This window comes from Nocardiopsis sp. NPDC055879 (assembly GCF_053615935.1).
Genome location: NZ_JBSHCT010000030.1, coordinates 36,615 through 56,850, shown reverse-complemented (window position 1 = coordinate 56,850; position 20,236 = coordinate 36,615). Strand labels below are relative to the sequence as shown.

Sequence of the window (20,236 nt, the reverse complement as noted above, 5' to 3'; positions counted from 1 at the left end):
TGTCGCCCCGACGACGGGGAGGCGGCTTGGGGGGAAGGAGGCGGCGTGCCCCCGATGAACGTCGGGGAGCGGCCGTGTTCGTGGTGTGGCCGGCCCCGAGGTGTCTTCTCTCAGTGTGCCCGATCCATCCGGACCTGTGGTGAAACGGGCAGGTGCCGATGGAACCATTCGGTCAGCGCTCGGTCGGCCAGGACCCCGGCCGGGGTGAGCGGTCCGGGCTCCAGGCCGGGCTCCGGTCCGATGGAGTGTGCCAGGTCGGGCACCACGATGTGACGGAGCGCATGTTCGTGGCCGGGGGCGTCGATGGTCCGACCGAGCTCTCGTGCCAGGTCGTCGTGGAACGCCCGTCCGTGGCCGGGTGGAGACACCTCGTCCGCGCCTCCGCCGACCATGAGCAGCGGGGTGTGGTTCCGGGCGATCTCCGGGGCCCGCGCGTTCATGTCCAGCCATCCGCGGGTGCGTTGGGCCCGGGTGTTCCAGCGGTAGGGGGTGCCGGTGCGGCGTTCGCGGGCCGCCATCAGCAGGGTCGGGTCGACGATCGGGTTGACCACCGCGGCGGCGCTGGTCGGGAGGCCGTTCTCGGCGAGGGTCAGGAGCACGGCGGTGGCTCCGGCCCCGACGCCGACCAGGCCGGTCGGGACGTCGGCGATGGGCAGGGACGACCGGAGTTCGGCGTCGACCTTGCGCAGTTCGGCGGCGGCCTCTTCCACCACGGGGCCGAAGAGTTCGACCAGGTAGTCGCGTTCACCGCGCCGGTTGATCTCGGGGACGCCGCCTTCGGGCAGCCGGGCGCCGAACAACGGCAGCCCGAGGTAGACCCGCCATGCCGGGAGCGCCGCCATGGGGATGGTCCCGGCGAGGGCGGATTCACTGCGGGGTGGTTCGAAGGCGTGCAGGCCGATGACGAGTGGGGCCGGTGCGGGGGCCGCCACCGCCGGGGGCAGGGCGAGGAAGGGCACGCCCGCGGCGGTCCCGGTTGTCGGTGCTTCGATGGCCGGCGCGTCGACTACCACGGATGGTCGCCTCCGTTGCGTTCGGAGAAGTGGGACAGGTAGCTGCTGACGAGGCGCTTGGCCTCGTACACCAGTGCGGCATCGCCTTCGGGGTTGTCACGGAAGGCGAGCTTGAGGACGGCGTCCGCCGCTTCCACGGATACGTGGACGGCTCTGTCGAGTTCATCGTTGTCGGGGAGGCCGGTGACCGAGACGATGATCTTGCGCAGGCGCACGGAGATCACCCGGTTGTTGTCGCTGCCACCGCTGAGGAGACGGGGGTCGACGATGTCACCGAAGTGGAGGCTGCGAAAGCCGGGCACGTTACGGTGCATGTCGATGTACTCGTCGATGATGGTATCGACGGCCCCGGTCCAATGGCTGAAGGACGCGTCGGCGAGTCGTTCGGTGACCCGGGTGCCGAACTGGTCGAGGAAGCGCAGTCCGAGCGCCTGGGTGATCGCCTTCTTGTCCGGAAAGAACTGGTAGACGGAGCCGATGGCCACGCCCGCCCGTTCGGCGATCCGTGTGGTGGACAGGTTGTCGTAGCCGACCTCGTCGAGGAGTTCGGCACAGCAGTCGAGCATGCGTTGGACCCGGACCATGCTGCGCTGCTGGGCGGGGAGCCGGCGTAGTGGTGCCTGCGCGAACGCGAGTTCGTCGTTGGCGACTCTGGCGGGTCCACGGCTCTCACGCTGGGAGACGGCCCCGTCGGTCGGCTCCGGGGAGCGTCGCGCGCGCGGGGGTGTTGAGCTTCGGGAATTGGTCGTCACGTCTCCTATGATGCCTTTTCGGATTCACCTGGTTCCGGGGAAATTCCAGTTTCGTTCCGAAGTTCCGTGTGGACACTTGTCCGATTCGGGTGATTCATTCGTTCTTCCTGGTGAGAGCGGGTCGAGAGAAGTGGTTGAAACTTGTCCTATTCGGCCGACTTATCGCTTGTTGTCGCTGTCGGTAGTCGGATTGTCGCTTCACGGGTTCAAGTGGGTGGATCGTCCTTCAGTGTGCGCCGGGACGCGACCCCGCTGCAACCGTTTGCAGTAGATGCATGGCATGGTGGGTCCGAGCCCGCACATCCACCCCTCCAGGAGGTCCAGGCATGACCACGGCCATCCCCGACACCACGGCGGAGGAACTCGACGCCGTCATGGAGCGCGCGTCCGCCGCCGCGCCCCTCTTCGCCGCACTCGCCCCCACCGACCGCGCCCGCGTACTGCGTGCGGTCGCCGACGCATTGGACGCCGCCGCCGAGGACCTGGTCCCGATCGCGATGGCCGAATCGCACTACCCGGAGGCGCGATGCCGCGGTGAACTGGGGCGCACCACGTTCCAGATCCGTCTGTTCGCCGACGTGCTGGAACAGGGCGAGTACCTGGAGGCCATGGTGGACTCCGCCGACCCGGAGTGGGGCACCCCCCGACCGGACCTGCGCCGTGTCCTCGTCCCCCTGGGTCCCGTGGTGGTGTTCGGGGCGAGCAACTTCCCCTTCGCTTTCTCCACCGCCGGCGGGGACACCGCCTCCGCGCTGGCCGCGGGTTGTCCCGTCGTGGTCAAGGCCCACCCGGGTCACCCGGAACTGGCCCGCCGCACCACCGAGGTGGTCGTCGCGGCCCTGGCCGACGCGGGCGCGCCCGAAGGGGTGTTCGCGCTGGTCTTCGGATTCGAGGCGGGTAAGGGCGCGGTGACCCACCCGCACACCCGCGCGGTCGGCTTCACCGGGTCCATCCCGGGCGGGCGTGCCCTGTACGACCTGGCGGTCTCCCGCCCCGACCCGATCCCCTTCTACGGGGAGCTGGGCAGCCTCAACCCGGTCTTCGTGACCCGTGCGGCCATGTCCGCTCGCGGCACCGAGGTACTGGAGGGCTACGCCGGCTCGGCCACGATGGGCTCGGGCCAGTTCTGCACCAAGCCCGGGGTCGTGTTCGTCCCCGAGGGAGCGAAGCTGGACGCCCTGGTCGGTGACCTGGAGGGTCGTGCGGCGGCCCCGTTGCTCAACGACCGGGTCGAGGAGGGCTACTCGCGCGGGCTGGACGACCTGTCCGGGCACCCGGCCACGGAGGTGCTGGTCCAGGGGCGGCGGACCGGTGAGGGGTGGACGCCGAGCCTGTTGCGCACCGACCTGGACTCCCTGCTGGAGCACTCCGAGGCCCTTCTGACCGAGTGCTTCGGTCCCGCCACACTCGTGGTCACCTATCCCGATGAGCGGCGGCTGCTGGAGGTTGGCGGCGCCCTGCAAGGGCAGCTGACCGTCACCGTCCACGGCGAGGAGGACGACCCCATCGCGCCCGCCCTGCTGGCCCTGGGCGCCTCGGTGGCGGGTCGGGTGATCTGGAACGGCTGGCCGACCGGGGTGGCGGTCTCACACGCCATGACCCATGGCGGTCCCTACCCGGCCACGACGGCGCCCGGGCACACCTCGGTGGGCACCACCGCGATTCGTCGGTTCCTGCGTCCGGTCACCTACCAGTCGGTGCCGGACGCCCTGCTGCCCGCCGCGCTGCGGGACGGCAACCCGCTCGGTGTGCCCAGGAAGGTCGACGGCGGATCACCGTCGGTCTGACGGCCTCGCACGGTGGTCCGGGTCGCGGCCCGGACCACCGACTCACTCCGAGTCGTACTGCTCGCGGAAGGAGAGGCAGGCCTCCCTCTCCCGGTCGGCCATGGGTTCGATGAAGACCATGCCCAAGATGATGAGCGCGGCCGGAGCGAACTCGAACAGCGTCCAGGTCTCGGCCCCGGAGCCGGCCATCTCGATCAGGGGGCGGACGGCGAAGGCGGCCGCGGCGACCAGCAGCGGCACGAACCGGTAGGTCGGGTTCGACACGTAGACGAGGTGGTCGATCATGTGTCGGGCGGTCCGGTTGACCTTCTCGTCCGGACCAGGAGCCCCGGAGACCGCCTGGCGTCGGGCGATGGCGTAGCGCACCGGATCGGTCTCGGGTGACGCGGGCATCACGCGAAGGATCGAGTACGCGGCCAGTCCGGACAACACGGTGACGGACAGGGCCATGATGGCGACGGCGCCCGGGACCCAGCCGGGGACGCCGGTCGGATCGGTCAGGTTCGGGGCGGTCAACATCGCGGCGAGGAGGAGGGCGATGACCCCGGCGCCGGCCCCCCAGAGCGCGGAGTGGGCCACCGGGTGGTGCTGGGCGTGCAGCCGGAGTCGGGCCTTGGCCACCTGCCCCGAGGTGGGATCCGAGGACGGAACGGAGGCGTACGAGTTGTTCCAGAGCGGGGAGGTCATGGCGCTCACACTACGAATCCCGGCACGGCGCGCACCATGCACGGAAGTCAGGAACCCGAACCGGAGTTCCCGAACTTTCGTCAGGTCCGCCCCGACGACCTGTCGTCGGAGGAGACCGTCCCCTAGGTTGCGAAGACCGACCGTATTCGCACCACGCCCCGAGGTTGTCTCCATGACCCAGGATCCCCACGCCCTCGTCGACGCCCTGCCCAAGGTGGAACTCCACGTCCACCTCGAAGGGTCGATGCCCGCCGAGACCCTTTTCGAACTGGCGAAACGGCACCGGGTCGATGGTCTCCCGGACACCCTCGAAGAGCTTCGGAATTGGTACGAGTTCACCGACTTCCCGCACTTCGTCGAGGTCTACCTGGCGTCGGTGCGCACCCTGCGGGAAGAGGCCGACTTCGCGCTGTTGACCTCGGTCGTCGCCGAGCGGCTGGCCGCGCAGAACGTCCGCTACGCGGAGGTCCACGTGAGCCTGTACACCCACCTGATGCGCGGGGTGCCGGCGAAGGTGGTCTTCGACGGCATCGAACAGGCCCGGATCGAGGCCGAACGGGACCACGGCGTCCAACTCAGGTGGATCCCCGACTTCCCCGCGGACTTCGGGCCGGAGTCCGCCGAACGAACGGTGGCGGCCGTGCTCCGGGACGGCCCGTCGAGCGTGATCGGTCTCGGGGTGGGCGGGGTGGAGTCCCCGCTGGAGCCCTACGCGGAGGTGTTCGGACGGGCCCGGGCCGCCGGTCTGGTGAGCCTGCCGCACGCGGGCGAGCACGGTGGACCGGTACGGGTCCGTGAGGCGTTGGACGTGCTGAAGGCGGAGCGGATCGGGCACGGCATCGACACCATGAAGGATCCGGAGTTGGTGGCCCGCCTGGTCGACGAACAACTGCCCATCGACGTCAGTCCCACCTCCAACCTGCGAACCCGCGCCGTGGAGCGGATCGAGGATCATCCCCTGCCCGCCATGCTCGACGCGGGGCTGTTGGTCACCCTCAACAGCGACGACCCCACGATGTTCGGCAGCGATCTGACCGGTGAGTACCGGATCGCCCATGACCTGCTGGGCGTGGCCGGGACGGTGCGCCTGGCCCGCAACGGGGTCGAGGCCTCCTACCTGGGTGCGGCACGCCGTCGTGCGCTGCTGGCGGAGATCGACGCGGTGGCCGCCCGGCACGGAGTGTCCTGAAGGAGGCGGACCCGGCACCCTCCCTTCAGGACATCGGGCCCGCGGGCTCAACGGGACGGCCCGTAGGTGAGCCGGCGCAGCGCCACCTCGGCCGGCCCACGCCTGTTCCGGCGGCGCATGAGGTCGGCCAGCAGCGCGGTGGTCGTCCAGACCGCGACGGCGATGCCCACCCCGACGACCGGCGACGTGTGCTGGACGTGGAGCGTGTAGGAGGAGAACAGCACCGCCCACGCCACGGACTGGGCGAGGTAGAAGGTCATGGAGCGTTGCCCGAGCGCGGCCAGGGCGTTGGTCGACGGCCCTCGTGGGCCGGTCGATCGGGCGGCGACCAGCGCGATGAGCGCCGCGTAGCCCAACCCGCCCGCGTACCCGGTCACCTGGTGCAGCGGGGTGATGACGAGTACGTCCAACGGGGTCGCGTCGGTCCACAGACCCGCTTTGGTCAGGGCCAGTGGCAGTCCGCCCAGGACGGCCATGGGGACACCGACGAACGCGGTCGCGCGCAGCAGCCGCAGGTGTTCGCCCGGCTGTTCCAGAACGCGGTGCCGGCCGGCCAGGACCCCGAGCAGGAACGGGACGATCGTGCCGAGGAACATCATCACGAAGAGGACCGCGAACAGCTCCAGACGGAAGAAGAGCTCGTTCACGAAGCCGTCGGGCATCGGTGGCGGGCCCGAGCCGGTCATGGCGTCGTAGGAGCCGACCAGCGTGTGGACGGTGGCGGCCACGGGCAGCCAGACCAGGGCGAGGATCACCAGGGTCCGGTCGCGGAGGCGGAGTACCCCGACCAAGAGCAGCGCCACCAGACCGTAGACGGCCAGGATGTCTCCGGGGAAGAGTAGGACGGCGTGCGCCAGGCCGAAGACGACCAGCCAGAGGGCGCGTCGACGCAAGAGGCCGCGGGTTCGGCGCGGTTCGTGCCCCTGTTCGCTTCGGCGACGGTGGATCCATGCGAGACCGTAGCCGAACAGCGCCGCGAACATGGGGTGGCCGCGCAGGTCCACGAACACGACCGTGCCGGCGGTGGTGATCCGGTCGGCGATGGTGAGCGGGTTCTCGGGGCCGCCGATGAGAACGGTGAACAGGTGCGCGTGGGCGAGCGCGATGACCAGGAGCATGACACCGCGGGCCAGGTCCGGGGCCAGGGAACGATGATCGGGGGATGGGGGGCGGTCCGTGGTGCCCGGGACCCGTGGTCCGGGCGTGGTCGTGTGGGACATGGTGGGCTCCGAAAGGGGCCGCGGTCTGTGCGGCTCGGTGGACGTTGTACGCGTCGAGGTCGGATTCTCGTGGGTGGTGCACCGTGTGCGTACAACATAAACAGGAGGAGCCGCCGCTGTGAACCCTATTTTTCCATGTGATTGCAGGTCAATGTACTAGTGCACTGGGTGTGAAAGGAGGTTTCCGGGCGAGGGCGAAGCGGTGCTCCGAGGTGGTTCGCGAATGCATGTGCACTAGTACACTTCGGAATTCGAACGGAGAATGGTCGAAAGGGGCCGGTGATGTCCACGAACTCGGGACGAGGAATCCCGCCCTACGCGCGGGTCTTCGTCGACATCCGGGCGCGTATCGACTCCGGAGAACTCCGGCCCGGTGACCGTGTGCCCTCCACCCGGGAGATCACCCGGGAGTGGGGGGTAGCCATGGCCACCGCCACCAAAGCGCTGACGGCGTTGCGCCGAGAGGGGTTGGTGGAGGCGGTGCGCGGGGTCGGGACCGTGGTGCGGGGCGAACCAGACTCGGACCCGACCCCGACATCCGCTTCCGCTCTGGAGGGGCACGAACCCGAACGGCGACGTGAACGCCGCTCCCGGACCGTACCCGCACTGACCCGTGAGGCCATCGTCGGGGCCGCCATCACCGTCGCCGACGCCGAGGGGATCGAGGGGCTGTCCATGCGCAGGGTCTCCTCGGAGCTGCGGGTGAGCACCATGGCCCTGTACCGCCACGTCGCCGACAAGGGCGAGCTGATGACGGCGATGATCGACCGTGTCTACACCGATGCCGCACTCCCCGAACCGCCGCCCGACCACTGGCGGGAGGCCCTCGAACTGGCCCTGGTCGCGGAGTGGGGGATCTACCGCGAACATCCCTGGGCCATGCGCTTGACGATGATGGCCGGCGCGGTCGTGTCACCGGGGCTGATGAGGAACGCCGAGTGGATGATGAGGGTGATCACCCACCAGGGGCGCTCCGCCGACGAAGCACAGGAGATCCTCGTCTTCGTGTCCGCCTACACCTCCGGTATGGCCCTTCAGGCCACGCGGGTGGTGTTGGAGGACCATGAGTTCGGGATGGACGCCGATCAGTGGTGGCGCTCCCGGGCCCCCGAGTTCCTGCGTCTGGCCGCCGGGGGCGGTTTCCCCGTCATGTTCAGCGTGTCCGGGCCGCTCGATGTCGACGGCGTCTTCGAGGCCGGTATGAAACACCTGCTGGACGGGCTCACACCGCGAATCGAGGGCACCGCGACCCCGTGAACCGGGCCGAGGCGCCGGTACCCGGCGACGGATGCCGGGTACCGGCGCCTCGGGTGGGAACCGGGGATCAAGCCGGGGAGTCGCTGAGCGGGAGTCCGCAGTCGGCGCGCATGTCCACCCACGTTCGGTGGGCCCGTTCGGCGTCCTGACCCTCGTAGGGAACGGGCACGCCGTCCTGGATCCGGGCGGGGGCCCAATCGGCCTCCAGGACACCGCCCTGGTCGAGGGTGAGGGTGAGCACCCCGGTCTCGGCGGTCGGGCCGTCGAAGTTGTAGAACACGAAGTTGCTCAGGCCGTAGTGCACGTAGGCGTCGCCCTGGAATCCGCCCGGGGACAACACGTGCGCGTGCCCGCCGACCACGGCGGTGGCGCCGGCGTCGATGAGCTCGTCGGCCAGTTCGGGGGCGTGTGGAAGTGGACAGTGCGCGCCCTCCAACCCCCAGTGCAGGAAGACCACGACGTTGTCGTGCTCGGCGGCGGCGCCGGTGACCGCTTCCACCAGCCGGTCCTTCATCTCGTACTTGGTGGTGGCCAGACCGGGCCCGTCCTCGTTCGCGGTCCAGGCGGGAATGAGCTCCTCGTCCAGCACGTCGGTGGCGCCGAACAGGGCGACGCTCTGGCCGTTGACCTCGGCGACGTGCGGGGCGTAGGCCTCGGCCGCGTCGTGGCCGGCGCCCACGAGGGCGACGGGGGAGTCGGCACCGTTGGCCAGGGTGTCGAGGAGTCCCTGCTCGCCGTAGTCCATGCCGTGGTTGTTGGCGATCGTGGCCACGTCCACACCCGCGGAGTCCAGGGCCTCCAACGCGGTGGCGGGGGCACGGAAGACGAAGTCCTTGTGGGGTACGGGTGTGCCGCCCTCGGTCACCGCGGTCTCCAGGTTGACCATGGCCAGGTCGGCGGCGGAAAGCCGTTCCGAGATCGGGTCGAGGGCGGTCGATGGGTCGTCGAGTCGGGGCAGGAGCAGGCCCTCGAACATCACGTCACCACCGAAGGCGATGGTGAAGGGATCGGGCGCCGCCTCGGTGGACGATGGGGGTGTGTCGGTGCCTTCCCCGGGAGGTACGGCACCCTCGTCGGGCGATGTGTTCGGGTCTGCCGAGGAACAGGCGGCGGAGAGGGCGAACGCCAGGGTCGCGGTGCCGGCCGCGAGAACCCGGAGCTTGCGTGGACGCGTGTGTTCGGGGTTCATTCCATGCTCCGTGAGGGGGACCGAGGGCATGTCCGATGGGATGAAGGACGCCTGCCCGCCGGATCCGGTTGGCCGATTCGACCGGTTGGTGCGCGGGTTTCCTGCTGTGGTGTTCGACTTCGGTGTTCGACGAGAATCGGGTCGAGAGTGGCCCGACATGGTCAGCGTAAGCGTCTTGAACAGCGATGACACGGATTTTCGGGCGAGGATTCCGGGGTTTTGAAGAATGGGAGGGTCGATATTCACTCTTCGGTCATAGTGCGCAATCCAGGCAATTTTCTATGTATGGGTTAAGGCGCGACCCGGAGGGGAGCGAAGGACGAATCCACTAAGTTCCTTAGTGTGCTTTCGGGCGTGTCGGGAAGTAAATTTTTCGGTCTTGATCGATGACATCAAGGCGTGGATCGTGCCGATGAATGGCTGAAGCATGCGCGCTGAGCAGTGGATATGCCAAGTAGTGATCATCCGTGCGTGCAGGGTGATCATGGGTTGTTCGGGAAGTTCTGGGAAAAGCACTGCACTTCCTCGCGCCCTGCTCTAACGTTTCGGTCCGTTGGCGGTTGTCCTTGGAGTGAACTCCGAAAGGACGTCACCGTCACCCCTGCACGAACAAGCGGGCCACCTCACCGTGCCACCGGTCTGTTGTGGCCGGGTCCGCTCACCGTGCGACCCTCCCGAGTGCCCACGACACGGGTATCGAAAGGTGTGGATCGCACGAAATCCGCGCTCCGCTCGGCGCATCCCCTGGCAGTCTTCTGAAAGGTCCAGCCGCACTATGCGCAACACACTCCGTTACTCCTTCGCCACCGCAATGACCGCCGGACTGGTGCTCGCGCCGATCGGTGCCGCGTTCGCCGACGCCCAGACCGACGGCTCGGGCGGCGTGGGCAGCGGAAACCAGGTGGTCGTCCCCGTCGACGTCGAGGCCGACCTGTGCGGCAACGCGCTCGCCATCCTGGGTATCTCCAAGGCCGACTGCACCAAGGTGTCCGAGGTCCTCTACGAGAGCAGCGGATACTCCGCGTCCACCGATGGTTCCGGTGGCGTGGCCAGTGGAAACCAGATCATCGTTCCGGTCGACGCGGCCCTGGACGTGTGCGGTAACTCCGTCGCCGTCGCCGGTGTCTCCGAGGCCGAGTGCACCTCCGTCGTGGAGGTCCTGGAAGAGGAGGGCGCCGCGAGCACCAAGGCCGCCACCGATGGTTCCGGTGGCGTGGCCAGCGGAAACCAGATCGTCCTGCCGGTCGACACCGCCATCGACATCTGCGGAAACTCCGTCGCGGTCCTGGGTGCCTCCAGCGCCAGTTGCACCACCGTCATCAACATCATCCACGCCTCCCCGGACAACGAGGGAGCGACCGAGGTCGCCACCGATGGTTCCGGTGGCGTGGCCAGTGGAAACCAGGTGGTCGTCCCCGTCGACGCCGCGGTCGAGATCTGCGGCAACGCCGTTTCCGTCCTGGGCATGGCCGAGGCCTCCTGCATCGAGACGATCTCCGAGGAGGAGCCGCCCGAGACCCCCGAGGAGCCGGAGGAGACTCCGGAGGAGCCGGAGGAAGAGCCCGAGACTCCCGAGGAGACCCCCGAGAAGCCCGAGGAGGACCCGCAGACGCCGGAGAAGGAGCAGGAGCGCGAGGAGGAGCCCTCCGACGACAAGCCCGCCCCCTCCGACCAGGCGGACGGCCCCGCGCTGGCCGTCACCGGTAGCACCCTGAGCGGTCTGGTGGCCGCGGCCCTGGCCGCCGTCGGCGCCGGTGGCGCGGGTCTGTACTTCGCCCGCAAGCGCAAGGCCGCCGCCGGTACCGCCGACGAGGAGTAGGACACACTCCGGGCACGGACCCACGCTCAACGGCCGCGCCGCACCGCTCCCGACACGGGGGCGGTGCGGCGCGGCCGCCGTCGTCTCATAACCTCGAAGACGTGCTCAAAGTCCTGTTCTCCAGACGCATGCTGGCCTTCCACGCGCTGGTCCTGCTGATCGTCCCGTCCTTCATCTGGCTGGGGTTCTGGCAGCTCGACCGCGCCGAACAGCGTGCCGCCTCGGTCGATCTCCAGCGGGACAACGTGGCCGCCGAGCCCGTCCCGGTGGAGGAACTCGCCACTGTGGGCGGTGACGTCGATCCCGACGACCGGTGGCGCACCGTCGAGGCGGAGGGGGAGTGGGACACCGATCACCAGTTGCTGCTGCGCAACCGGGACGGCTCCCAGGGGGTGGGATTCCACGTCCTCACCCCGCTGGTCACCGAGGACGGGACCGCCCTACTGGTCAACCGAGGGTGGATCGAACGCGGTGAGACCGCCCAGGACACCCCGGAGGTCCCCCCGGTGCCGGAGGGCACCATCGAGGTGGCCGGGCGTCTGCAGTTCGGCGAGACCGAGGAGAACACCGGTCTGCGCGAACACGGGGGGCTGCCCGAGGGCCAGATCATGTTCGTCGACGTCGATCGACTCTCCGCCGAGCTGCCCTATCCGATCTACGGCGGATACGTGGAACTCATCGCGCAGGACCCCGCGCCCGACCCGGCGCCCGAACGCCTCGCCCTGCGCGAGGAGGACCAGGGCATGAGCGCCTCCTACGCCTTCCAGTGGTGGGTGTTCACCATCGTCGTGGTGGTCGGGTGGATCATCCTCATCCGGCGTGAGCTGCGCGATCCGCCCCGGGACGGGTCGGGGCACGAGGCCGCCGACGGGTCCGAGGGCGAACCCGGAGACGGCGCCGAGGGCGAGAGGGAAGCCGAATCCGGGACCGAGGAGAAGGCCGAGCCCGAGGAGGCCTCCGCCGACCGGATCCAACAGACACAGAACTAGGAGCGGCGTGGACGACGACCTGATCGGGGGCCCGGAGTACCCGGTGCCCGGCGGTATGGACCGACGCGCGGTGGGCGCGAAGGAGAGCGCCCGGGCGGGGCGGTACTGGTGGGACGGGGCCGCCGACGCCTACCAGGCCGACCACGGGGACTTCCTGCGCGACGCCGGGTTCGTCTGGTCCCCGGAGGGGCTCGACGAGGCCGAGGCGCGACTGCTCGGTGACGTGACCGACGCCCGCGTCCTGGAGATCGGATGTGGGGCCGGCCAGTGCTCCCGGTGGCTGCGTTCCCAAGGGGTGGCGGAGGTGGTCGCCTTCGACCTTTCGTGGCGCCAGCTCCAGCACTCGCGGCGGATCGACGAGCAGACCGACCTGCGGGTGCCCACCGTGCAGGCGGACGCCCAGCGTCTGCCGTTCGCCACCGACTCCTTCGACGTGGTCTTCTCCGCCTTCGGGGCGTTCCCCTTCGTGCCCGCCGCCGAGAGCGCGCTGGCCGAGGCGGCCCGGACGTTGCGCCCCGGGGGACGGTTCGTGTTCTCGGTGACCCACCCGATCCGGTGGTGCTTTCCCGACGACCCCACCGAACACGGGCTCACCGTTGGGCAGTCCTACTTCGACCGGCGGGCCTACGTGGAGGAGGACGAGGACGGTCGCGCCATCTACGCCGAACACCACCACACGATCGGTGACTGGGTACGGGGCATCACGTCGGCCGGCCTGGTCCTGCGCGACCTGGTCGAACCCGAGTGGCCCGAGGACAACGACCAGGTGTGGGGAGGGTGGGGGCCGGTGCGCGGTCGCCTCATCCCCGGCACCGCGGTGTTCAGCGCGGTCAAGCCGTAGCCGGAGCGTCTCCCCGGTTCGGTGGTCTCGGACGGACGTAAAACCCCTTGGGTTCGGATGGGGCGCGCTGTAGCTTCGGTCCGGACGAGGGGAGAAACGGTGTCCGTACGCATGCGCGAGGTGTGGCGACAGACCCGGGAGGCCTACGAGGCCGGCCACTACACCGTGGAAGGGCGGATGGTGGACCTGGAGGGGGCGCTCGCCGTGATGCGGGAGGGCACGCGGCTGCACCTGCCGGAGGAGATCGCCGCGCTGTCGGTGCCCGAGCCGCGGTTCGACACCCGTTACGAGGTGACCGGCGAGGACACCTTGGCCGCCGCGCGGCGGGTGGTCGGCGAGAGCGGTGGCAGGGTCGCGGCGCTCAACTTCGCGTCCGCCCGCAACCCCGGTGGTGGGGTGGTCAACGGGGCGCGCGCCCAGGAGGAGAGTCTGGCCCGTTCCAGTGCGCTGTACGACTCGCTGACCCGTTGCCCCGAGTACTACGAGCACCATCGGGCCGAGCGGAGCCTGCTGTACTCCGACCGGGTGATCTGGTCGCCGAGCGTGCCGGTCTACCGGGACGCCAAGGGCGGGTGGTTGTCCGACGCGGTTCCGGTCGACTTCCTCACCTCGCCCGCGCCCAACCGGCGGATGGTGGACCGCAACCAGCCCGAACACGCCGACCAGGTGACGGAGGCGCTGGAGACGCGGGCCCGTGCGGTCCTGGCCGTGGCGGCACATCATGGCTCTACGCGGCTCGTTCTGGGCGCCTGGGGTTGCGGTGTGTTCGGCAACGACCCGGCCACCGTGGCCCGTGCCTTCGAACTCCACTTGAAGAGGGAGTTCACCGGGGTCTTCGACCAGGTGGTGTTCGCCGTGTTGGACCGTGAACCGGCCGTGCGGGCACCCTTCGAGGAGGTCTTCGGCGGATGAACGCCTGGAGTGGATCGTGGGAGAGTCGTGGGCCGTCCGGAACGCTGATCCGCAACGCTCGGCCGGATGATCACGGGCGGATTCTTCGGGTGTGCGACGCCTGGTGGGGCAAGCCGGTCACGCACATCCTGCCCCGGCTGTTCCTGGACCACTTCCACACCACCAGCCTCGTCGAGGAGGACGAGGGGGATTTGGTCGGGTTCTTGGTGGGCTTCCCCTCGCAGGCGCGGTCGGAGGAGGCCTACGTGCACTTCGCGGCGGTGGCTCCGGAACACCGTCGGGGCGGGTCGGCTCGGGAGCTGTACCGGCTGTTCACCAACGCGGCCCTCGCCGAGGGGAGGGGGATGGTGCGCGCGGTGACCTCTCCGTCCAACCAGCGGTCGATCGCCTTCCACCGGTCGATCGGCTTCACCGTGACCGGCCCGCACGAGGACTACGACGGTCCCGACACGGATCGGATGTGCTTCGAGCTGCGCCTGTGAGCCGGCAGGAAACGCGGAATCCTCGCGAAGGTGCGCGGGTCGGTGGCGTTCAGGCCTGGCCCAGGTCGGCGGCGTAGGTTTCCGGGGCTTCGACTATCGCCTTTTCGTGGGCGTCATTCGTAGGGCAGCACGAATACGCCGCGACCATGGACGGATTGTGCCCTTCCGTTGTCGGTGAGGTACTTCGTTGCCTTGGCCACGGTCCCTCGTGAGACGCCGAATTCTTGGGTGAGCTGTGTGAGCGAGGGGATCGCGCGTCCGACCTGGTACCGCCCCGCCTCGATTCGGGCGACCAGGATGGCCGCGAGCTGTAGCCACACAGGCGGCATGGCCAACGCGTCGATTTCCGAATCGGGTCCGATCCCTGCTGGCAAGTCCATGCGTCAATCATGGTAGGGCGAGGGCAACGAGGCCTTCCCGGGGGAGTGTGCGGGTACCCATGTACTGGTCGTGAACAGTCGTGTACAGTGAAAGCCCGTCAACGACGAAACCCCGGCGACGTGCTGGAACACGCCCCGGGGCCATGGCCACCGCTTAAAAGGAGCGGCAACATGCCTTACCTTATCGCTCTGTTCGCCTGCCTGATGAGGCTGATCAGGCCCTCGCAGGCCGTCCACGCCGACCCCTACGGGCGCTGTGCGGGTGTCCTCGCGGAGCTGCGCCGCAACCGTGCTCGCCGAGTCCGCCGGTACGTTGCCTCACCTCCGTCGACGCTCTCTCCCCCGGTCGTCCCGGCTCCGCGCCGGCCCATCGACTCGCTTCCCCGCCCCGTGTCACCGGACGCGCCCTTGAAGGTCGACCCGCGCTACCCGCTCCCGCCCGTGCGGCTGGTTCGCGGGTACTACGTCCACCACACGGGATCGCGTGCGTTCGCCGCGGGGGTGGCGGCATGACGAACATCGAACCTCTGAACTGCGCGTCGCCTCGCTGTGTCCTGGGCCAGAACCACGGGGGTGCGCACACCGAGCACACGGAACCGTTCGTGGTGAACGCCTGCGCCGCACAACTCCACCGACTGCTGACCTCGCCGGGGCCGCCGTGCGGCGCGGTGGCCACCCTGAACAGCGCCGACAACGTGTTCACGACGTTGGACTCGCTGCTTCGTGCGGGTGCTCCACTGCCGTCCCGTTGGGTCCTGAGCGGGCACGATGGCGACATGGAGCCCATCACGCGGGTGTACGACGCTCTGTCCGAAGCCCTCCGTGAGACCGGGGAGAGCGGGGAGACCGGCCCGGTGTTCACCGCGCTCCGTGAAGCCTGCCGGCATTGGAGGACGCTGGAGGGCCTGCTTCGCGCGGGATCTCCGCTGCCCGAACCGTGGCGGCGTGCCTGACCTCGCCGCCCGCCCCCGCTCTTCGGAGCGGGGGCGTCGGTTCGGGGCGGAGCGTACGGGGAGCGTGCGCGTATCATCCGTGCCAACCGACCGGGAGGAAGAAGCGTGCGGCTCAAGCTCGATCTCCACAACATCTTCAACAAGGGGCGCAGCATCGACCAGGCCCTGAACGACATCATGGACGAGGCCGAGAGCAAGAAGGCCAAGACCGTGGAGATCATCCCGGGCAAGGGTTCGGGCCAGTTGAAGAAGCGCGTGCTGCGCTTCCTGGACCGCAAGGACGTCAAGGCCCGCTACCACCGGGTGGAGAAGGACTCGAAGAACTTCGGGAGGATCTTCGTACGATTCACTTGGAAGTAAGCGAGGTTCCCCATGGCGGGACGTGCCCTGATCTACGCCCGGTTGTCGAGTAGCAACGACAACAGCACTTCGATCGAACGACAGTTGAAAGCGTGCCGCGACCTCGCGGAGTCGCGCGGCTGGACAGTCGTCGGCGAGCACATCGACGACGGAGTGTCCGGAGTGGTCGCCCCTGCGGAGCGACCCGCCATGGCGGAACTGTTGGCGGAGATGCCCTACGTCGACGCGGTCATCGCGTGGAAGGTCGACCGAATCAGCCGGTCGCTACTCGACTTCGCGCAGCTACTCAAGCAAGGTGACCAGGCAGGAACGGCGATTGTCTCGTGTACGGAGACCATCGACACGTCAACCGCCATGGGAACCGCCTTTGCGCAACTCATCGCCATGTTCGCGGAGCTAGAGCGCGGGATGATGACGGAACGACTCGCCAACGCACGCCGACACCTGCGCAGCACCACACGCCACGTGTCCGGCCGTCCTCCGTACGGGCTCAAGATCGTTCCCGCCCCGGACGGTAAGGGCAAAGTCCTTATCCGCGACCTTGAAGCCGTCGCCGTGATCCGCGAGATCGTGCGCCGTCTCCGCGCGGGCGAACTCCGATCAGTCATCGCTGAAGACCTCGCAGCGCGCGGCGTGCGTTCCCCCCGCGAACAGACGGCCATTAAGGCCAACCCCAAGCCTGCCCGGTGGTCTGGCGAGGGAATCGCCGGCATCGTCCGGCACCCTTCCATGCTGGGACACCGTGTCGACGAACACGGGCACGTGCGCCGCGACGCGGAAGGCCAGGAAATCGAGTTTTGGGAACCCGCAGACGACCCGCAGCACATTGCGGAAGCGCGCGCGGCGCTGGACTCGCGTTCGTACACCTCCGCGCCGAATACCACGCATTGGCTTTCAGCCGCTGCAATCTGCGGAACGTGCGGTCGCGGGTTGACCTACGCCAATAACAAGCCCTATCCGACCTCGCCTAACGCGGAACCCATCATGAGGTGCTACGGACGCGCAGGCGACCGCTGCAAGGGAACACGGATCACGGTCACGAAGCTAGAAGAGTTCGTCACCAACGAATTCCTATCCGTGGCCGGACACCTGGAAGCGGTCGAATCGGTGTTCGTGCCCGGTACAGACAACGCCGCTGAACTGGAATCCACAACGCGCGCTATCGCCAACCTCCGCGACGACCGCGACCTAGGGCTGTTCGACGATGACGAAGACGACTACCGGGCGCGCATGAAGGCGCTAGTGGCGCGTCGCGCACGTCTGCAAGCGGAACCGTCCCGCCCCGCGTCGTGGACGACACGCGGGACAGGGTCCACCGTCGCGGAGGTCTGGGAGCGCTCCGGAACAGACGGACGCGCAGCGTTGATCCGAAGCATGGGGCAAGTGTGCGTGGTGTACTCCGCGCAGCGTCGACGCAACGTCGCTACCGAGGATCGTGCGGAGTTCATGCCCACGGAGGTTGCGGAACGCATCTACCCGGACCACTTCGCCGCGTAGACCCCCCGCGCAGCGCCCCGGTGCCGTCCCTCGCGGGATAGTGCCGGGGCGCTTTGTTGTTCGCGGAGTCGCGGGGAAGCGAGGGGCTCAACCCACTTCGTCACTTCGCCACCGGGGATTGCCGTCCGTCACATGCTCTGACCTGCGAAAGTGGTGAAGTGGTGGTTTGTCACCCAAATCCCAAACCCTACACAGCAGAGCCCCGCCCCCTCGTGTACGCCCAACGCCGGCCGTTCCGTCAATCGTCACTCTTGACCGTGTTCCGGTCTCCGCGATGTGTGACCTCGCAGGTCACCACGGGTGAGCCGTCCGAAAGTGGCGTTTCGCTAATCGTCACTCCGGTGGCGGAACCGTCACTGCGTCGCGGGAGCGAGGCCGCCGCACGGCGAGTGTAGGGAATCTGCATCGGGATGCAGATTTAAAACAGTCTTACACACCATCTGACCTGCGATTAGTGTAGAAGTGTAGATATTTGCTTAAAATCAAGCATCACCTATTAGCAGTCAGCCCCTAGCCCTACAGGGACTGCCCCCTAAAATGCTTGCATCGCTGCACAACAGCACTAATTGCAGGTCAGACACGGTGCGGCCTCGCACCATACGTGCATTGGGCTGCATTCCGCGAACCCGCTTCCCGCTTCCTCCGCGTACCGGCCTCGCTTCCGCGTCCCGCTTCCTGCGCACGGCGCGCACGCGTAGGGGCCCCCATGGGGCACGATGCCGTCTGCACGTCTCTGAGATGCCCGTAGGCGGCTTTGCATGGCGCTTCCTACTCCCAGTTCGCCCGTGGCGTTTCTAAGCGCTCTACGTGCGCCCTGGAGCCTCGCAAGATTCTTGGAATTCGGCCGAGCACTTCGCCGCCCCGCCCGGATAACCAGAGAGACAGAGACGTACGCGGCGAGGGAGAGCGCCATGAACCCAGACGGGCAGTGCCAGAACCCCGGATGCGGTCACAAGGCCACATGGGCTTACCAGTGTCAGCCCCGCGTACCGGTCTACTGCGGTCGCGAGTGCCGACGCACGGCGTACCGCTCGCGTCAGCGCGCAGAAACGCGCGTCGCGGCGTAGCACTCATATTTGCCGCCTGATCTCCCGTTATTCGCGGGGAAGATCAGGCGGCTTTCCTTTGGTTACGCTTTAAAGTGTGTAGGTACCTATATTCCTAGAACACACAACGACATACATACCTATAGCCCTGTGCGCTTACCCGGGTGTATAGGTCCGCCATCATCCCAAAGCGTAACCGCCCATCTTTAGGAGACTACCTATGCCCTATTACGACTACGTCGACCACCGCGAGACCTGCGCACGTTGCGGAACGAGGCTCACTGCCAGACAAGAAATGTGGTGCGGGGAACGCTGCCGTTCCGCCGCGAGGTCCGCAGCGCGGCGACCCTTCCGCCGTGTCGCCTGCGAACTGTGCGGCGAAGTGTTCGTTACGCAGAACAGCCGAAAGAAACGATGCGCCCTCGCGTCCGGGGTCGACCCCGAATCGCCCAGGTACGCCGAACGGCACGCGGAAGCGGACCGTGTCGCGGACGCCGGTCCAGATGATCCGTGTTGGGAGTTGCAGGAAGCGGAAATCCTTGCGAAGCGCGAAGCGGAGAACGCGCGCGACTTTCCCGAGTGTGCGCACTGTGGCGAGGAGACAGAGTATTGGGGCACGGGGCGTCATCGTAAGTACTGTTCTGACAAGTGCCGGGTATACGCGTACCGGGCGAGGAAGGGGCGGAAGGACGCCTAGAAAGCCACAGAATGCACACGCAGGTCCGTTTGCGGGTGTCCACCCGGACAATCCCCGGTCGGGCACCCAAAGGCTAGGAAATTGATTCTAGGGAGTTTGAAGTGAGCGAAGGACAGGACGTGCTTCCCTTCCCGGATGAAAAGGAAGGGAAGCAGTGCTCGAAATGCGGGGAACGGAAGACGCTAGGGGAGTACGGGCGGGATAAGCGCAGGAAAGACGGGCGACGCTCCCACTGCATGGCGTGCGACGCCGCGTCGTGCCGCGAGCGCAGGTGGGCGAAACGCGGCATCCCGGAAACGGACTTTCCTCGTCTTCACGCGGAGGCCATCGCCGCGACGTTGCACTCCGAAGGAATGCGCGCGAGAGCGAAAGCGGTAGGTGGGAAATGGTGCCCTAACTGCGATGACATTCTCCCGCGAAGGGCTTTCTACGTCGACGCGCGGAAAGCGGACGGGCTCAACGGCTGGTGCGGGGAATGCAACGGGGAAGCCGTGGCCGCGTACCGCCAAACCCCCGAAGGGCGTGCCGCGAGCATCGCAAAGGACGCGCGTCGCGAAGCGCGTAAACGCGGCCAACCCGTCGACGGTTCCGGAATCCCCGACTGGCTCAACCACCACGAAGAAACCGACACCTGGAACTGTCACCTGTGCGGGGGCGGATTCCTTCCCGGCGACGTGATCGAGTGGGATCACCGCGACCCGCTATCCGACCGGTTCACCGGCGACGAACCAAAAGCGGGGCATGTGGTCGCGAACCTCGCCGCCGCTCATAAGGCGTGTAACAACTCGCGGAGTGACACGCCGTTGGACGTGTGGCATGAGCGGATCGGTGTCCCAGACGGGGTTGTTTGATACGTGTAACGCGCTGACCTGCGGTGAGCGCCGACCCGCATAACCTTATAGAGAGCCGGAATACCGCCCGGGTAGCTGCGAAAGCGACTGCTTGTCTCTCACTCTGTGGGGTTGCGCCGCGAGGGCCGGCCGGTTTCATTACTGGCCGGTTCCCGCGCCCCTCACATTCGCGAACTCCCGCAGGTTCGCTCTCAAACTTTTTACGCCGCGCGAGCCTTCGTATCTCCTTAGGGAAGCGCGCGGTTTCCCTTAGCCCCATGGGGCGTTATCGGATGCGGGTCCGATAACGTTCCGTGGGGCTTTTCTTGTTTCTAG

The 20,236-nt window shown here is 67.8% G+C and carries 19 protein-coding genes; 13 read left to right on the top strand and 6 right to left on the bottom strand.

Translation table 11 applies throughout. The features are described from left to right. Positions 1 to 110 precede the first annotated feature (110 nt). Together ACWGKS_RS26530 and ACWGKS_RS26525 are read right to left on the bottom strand one after the other, a co-directional pair. Positions 111 to 1,013, bottom strand: coding sequence for an alpha/beta hydrolase family protein (locus ACWGKS_RS26530; RefSeq protein ID WP_358514789.1), 903 nt, complete (start codon positions 1,011 to 1,013; stop codon positions 111 to 113). Beyond that, positions 1,007 to 1,597: a TetR/AcrR family transcriptional regulator gene (locus tag ACWGKS_RS26525; protein ID WP_358514835.1), complete on the bottom strand. Its 591-nt coding sequence runs from the start codon at positions 1,595 to 1,597 to the stop codon at positions 1,007 to 1,009. Before ACWGKS_RS26525 ends, ACWGKS_RS26530 begins: the two co-directional genes overlap by 7 nt. Positions 1,598 to 2,091: 494 nt before the next feature. On the opposite strand from ACWGKS_RS26525, the gene ACWGKS_RS26520 reads away from it, so the two are divergent. Next, positions 2,092 to 3,552, top strand: a complete 1,461-nt coding sequence (locus ACWGKS_RS26520) for an aldehyde dehydrogenase (NADP(+)) (protein ID WP_358514792.1) — start codon at positions 2,092 to 2,094, stop codon at positions 3,550 to 3,552. Positions 3,553 to 3,594: 42 nt separating this feature from the next. Here ACWGKS_RS26520 and ACWGKS_RS26515 read toward each other — a convergent pair whose 3' ends face one another. Then, positions 3,595 to 4,239, bottom strand: coding sequence for a hypothetical protein (locus ACWGKS_RS26515; protein ID WP_358514795.1), 645 nt, complete (start codon positions 4,237 to 4,239; stop codon positions 3,595 to 3,597). 172 nt (positions 4,240 to 4,411) lie between these two features. Between ACWGKS_RS26515 and add the strand changes: the two genes are divergently transcribed. After that, on the top strand, positions 4,412 to 5,428 hold the full coding sequence (add, locus tag ACWGKS_RS26510) for an adenosine deaminase (protein WP_452524412.1): 1,017 nt from the start codon (positions 4,412 to 4,414) through the stop codon (positions 5,426 to 5,428). Positions 5,429 to 5,475: 47 nt separating this feature from the next. On the opposite strand, the gene ACWGKS_RS26505 is transcribed toward add, so the two are convergent. Further along, positions 5,476 to 6,648 carry a DUF418 domain-containing protein gene (locus ACWGKS_RS26505; RefSeq protein ID WP_452524410.1) on the bottom strand — a complete coding sequence of 391 codons (1,173 nt, stop codon included), beginning with the start codon at positions 6,646 to 6,648 and terminating at the stop codon, positions 5,476 to 5,478. 282 nt (positions 6,649 to 6,930) lie between these two features. On the opposite strand from ACWGKS_RS26505, the gene ACWGKS_RS26500 reads away from it, so the two are divergent. After that, a complete protein-coding gene (locus ACWGKS_RS26500) occupies positions 6,931 to 7,905 on the top strand; it encodes a GntR family transcriptional regulator (RefSeq protein WP_452524408.1) in 975 nt (324 codons plus the stop codon). A gap of 67 nt (positions 7,906 to 7,972) precedes the next feature. On the opposite strand, the gene ACWGKS_RS26495 is transcribed toward ACWGKS_RS26500, so the two are convergent. Then, a complete protein-coding gene (locus ACWGKS_RS26495; RefSeq protein WP_452457126.1) occupies positions 7,973 to 9,094 on the bottom strand; it encodes a CapA family protein in 1,122 nt (373 codons plus the stop codon). A gap of 775 nt (positions 9,095 to 9,869) precedes the next feature. On the opposite strand from ACWGKS_RS26495, the gene ACWGKS_RS26490 reads away from it, so the two are divergent. The 5 genes from ACWGKS_RS26490 to ACWGKS_RS26470 all read left to right on the top strand — a co-directional run bounded on the left by ACWGKS_RS26490 (position 9,870) and on the right by ACWGKS_RS26470 (position 14,137). Continuing rightward, positions 9,870 to 10,913 carry a chaplin family protein gene (locus tag ACWGKS_RS26490; RefSeq protein ID WP_452524406.1) on the top strand — a complete coding sequence of 348 codons (1,044 nt, stop codon included), beginning with the start codon at positions 9,870 to 9,872 and terminating at the stop codon, positions 10,911 to 10,913. Between the two features lie 101 nt (positions 10,914 to 11,014). After that, complete coding sequence (locus tag ACWGKS_RS26485; RefSeq protein WP_452524404.1) at positions 11,015 to 11,902, top strand: SURF1 family cytochrome oxidase biogenesis protein; 888 nt, start codon at positions 11,015 to 11,017, stop codon at positions 11,900 to 11,902. A 55-nt stretch (positions 11,903 to 11,957) separates the two neighbouring features. Beyond that, the gene (locus tag ACWGKS_RS26480) at positions 11,958 to 12,743 is read left to right on the top strand and encodes a class I SAM-dependent methyltransferase (protein ID WP_358515106.1); all 786 of its coding nucleotides are present in this window, start codon (positions 11,958 to 11,960) and stop codon (positions 12,741 to 12,743) included. 99 nt (positions 12,744 to 12,842) lie between these two features. Beyond that, a complete protein-coding gene (locus ACWGKS_RS26475) occupies positions 12,843 to 13,655 on the top strand; it encodes a TIGR02452 family protein (RefSeq protein ID WP_358515057.1) in 813 nt (270 codons plus the stop codon). Then, entirely contained in the window at positions 13,652 to 14,137 is a 486-nt protein-coding gene (locus ACWGKS_RS26470; RefSeq protein WP_358515059.1) for a GNAT family N-acetyltransferase, read from the top strand. Before ACWGKS_RS26475 ends, ACWGKS_RS26470 begins: the two co-directional genes overlap by 4 nt. A 113-nt stretch (positions 14,138 to 14,250) precedes the next feature. On the opposite strand, the gene ACWGKS_RS26465 is transcribed toward ACWGKS_RS26470, so the two are convergent. After that, a complete protein-coding gene (locus ACWGKS_RS26465) occupies positions 14,251 to 14,517 on the bottom strand; it encodes a GntR family transcriptional regulator (RefSeq protein ID WP_452524402.1) in 267 nt (88 codons plus the stop codon). A 171-nt stretch (positions 14,518 to 14,688) separates the two neighbouring features. Here ACWGKS_RS26465 and ACWGKS_RS26460 point away from each other — a divergent pair, with 171 nt between their 5' ends. The 5 genes from ACWGKS_RS26460 to ACWGKS_RS26440 all read left to right on the top strand — a co-directional run bounded on the left by ACWGKS_RS26460 (position 14,689) and on the right by ACWGKS_RS26440 (position 19,921). Next, a complete protein-coding gene (locus ACWGKS_RS26460; RefSeq protein ID WP_358515062.1) occupies positions 14,689 to 15,030 on the top strand; it encodes a hypothetical protein in 342 nt (113 codons plus the stop codon). Continuing rightward, complete coding sequence (locus tag ACWGKS_RS26455; protein ID WP_452457132.1) at positions 15,027 to 15,470, top strand: hypothetical protein; 444 nt, start codon at positions 15,027 to 15,029, stop codon at positions 15,468 to 15,470. The genes ACWGKS_RS26460 and ACWGKS_RS26455 overlap by 4 nt, the downstream gene beginning before the upstream one ends. A gap of 105 nt (positions 15,471 to 15,575) precedes the next feature. Beyond that, a complete protein-coding gene (locus ACWGKS_RS26450) occupies positions 15,576 to 15,830 on the top strand; it encodes a Smr/MutS family protein (protein ID WP_452524399.1) in 255 nt (84 codons plus the stop codon). A gap of 12 nt (positions 15,831 to 15,842) precedes the next feature. After that, a complete protein-coding gene (locus tag ACWGKS_RS26445) occupies positions 15,843 to 17,327 on the top strand; it encodes a recombinase family protein (protein WP_452524397.1) in 1,485 nt (494 codons plus the stop codon). Between the two features lie 1,844 nt (positions 17,328 to 19,171). Next, on the top strand, positions 19,172 to 19,921 hold the full coding sequence (locus ACWGKS_RS26440) for a hypothetical protein (RefSeq protein WP_452524395.1): 750 nt from the start codon (positions 19,172 to 19,174) through the stop codon (positions 19,919 to 19,921). The last annotated feature ends 315 nt before the right edge of the window (positions 19,922 to 20,236 follow it).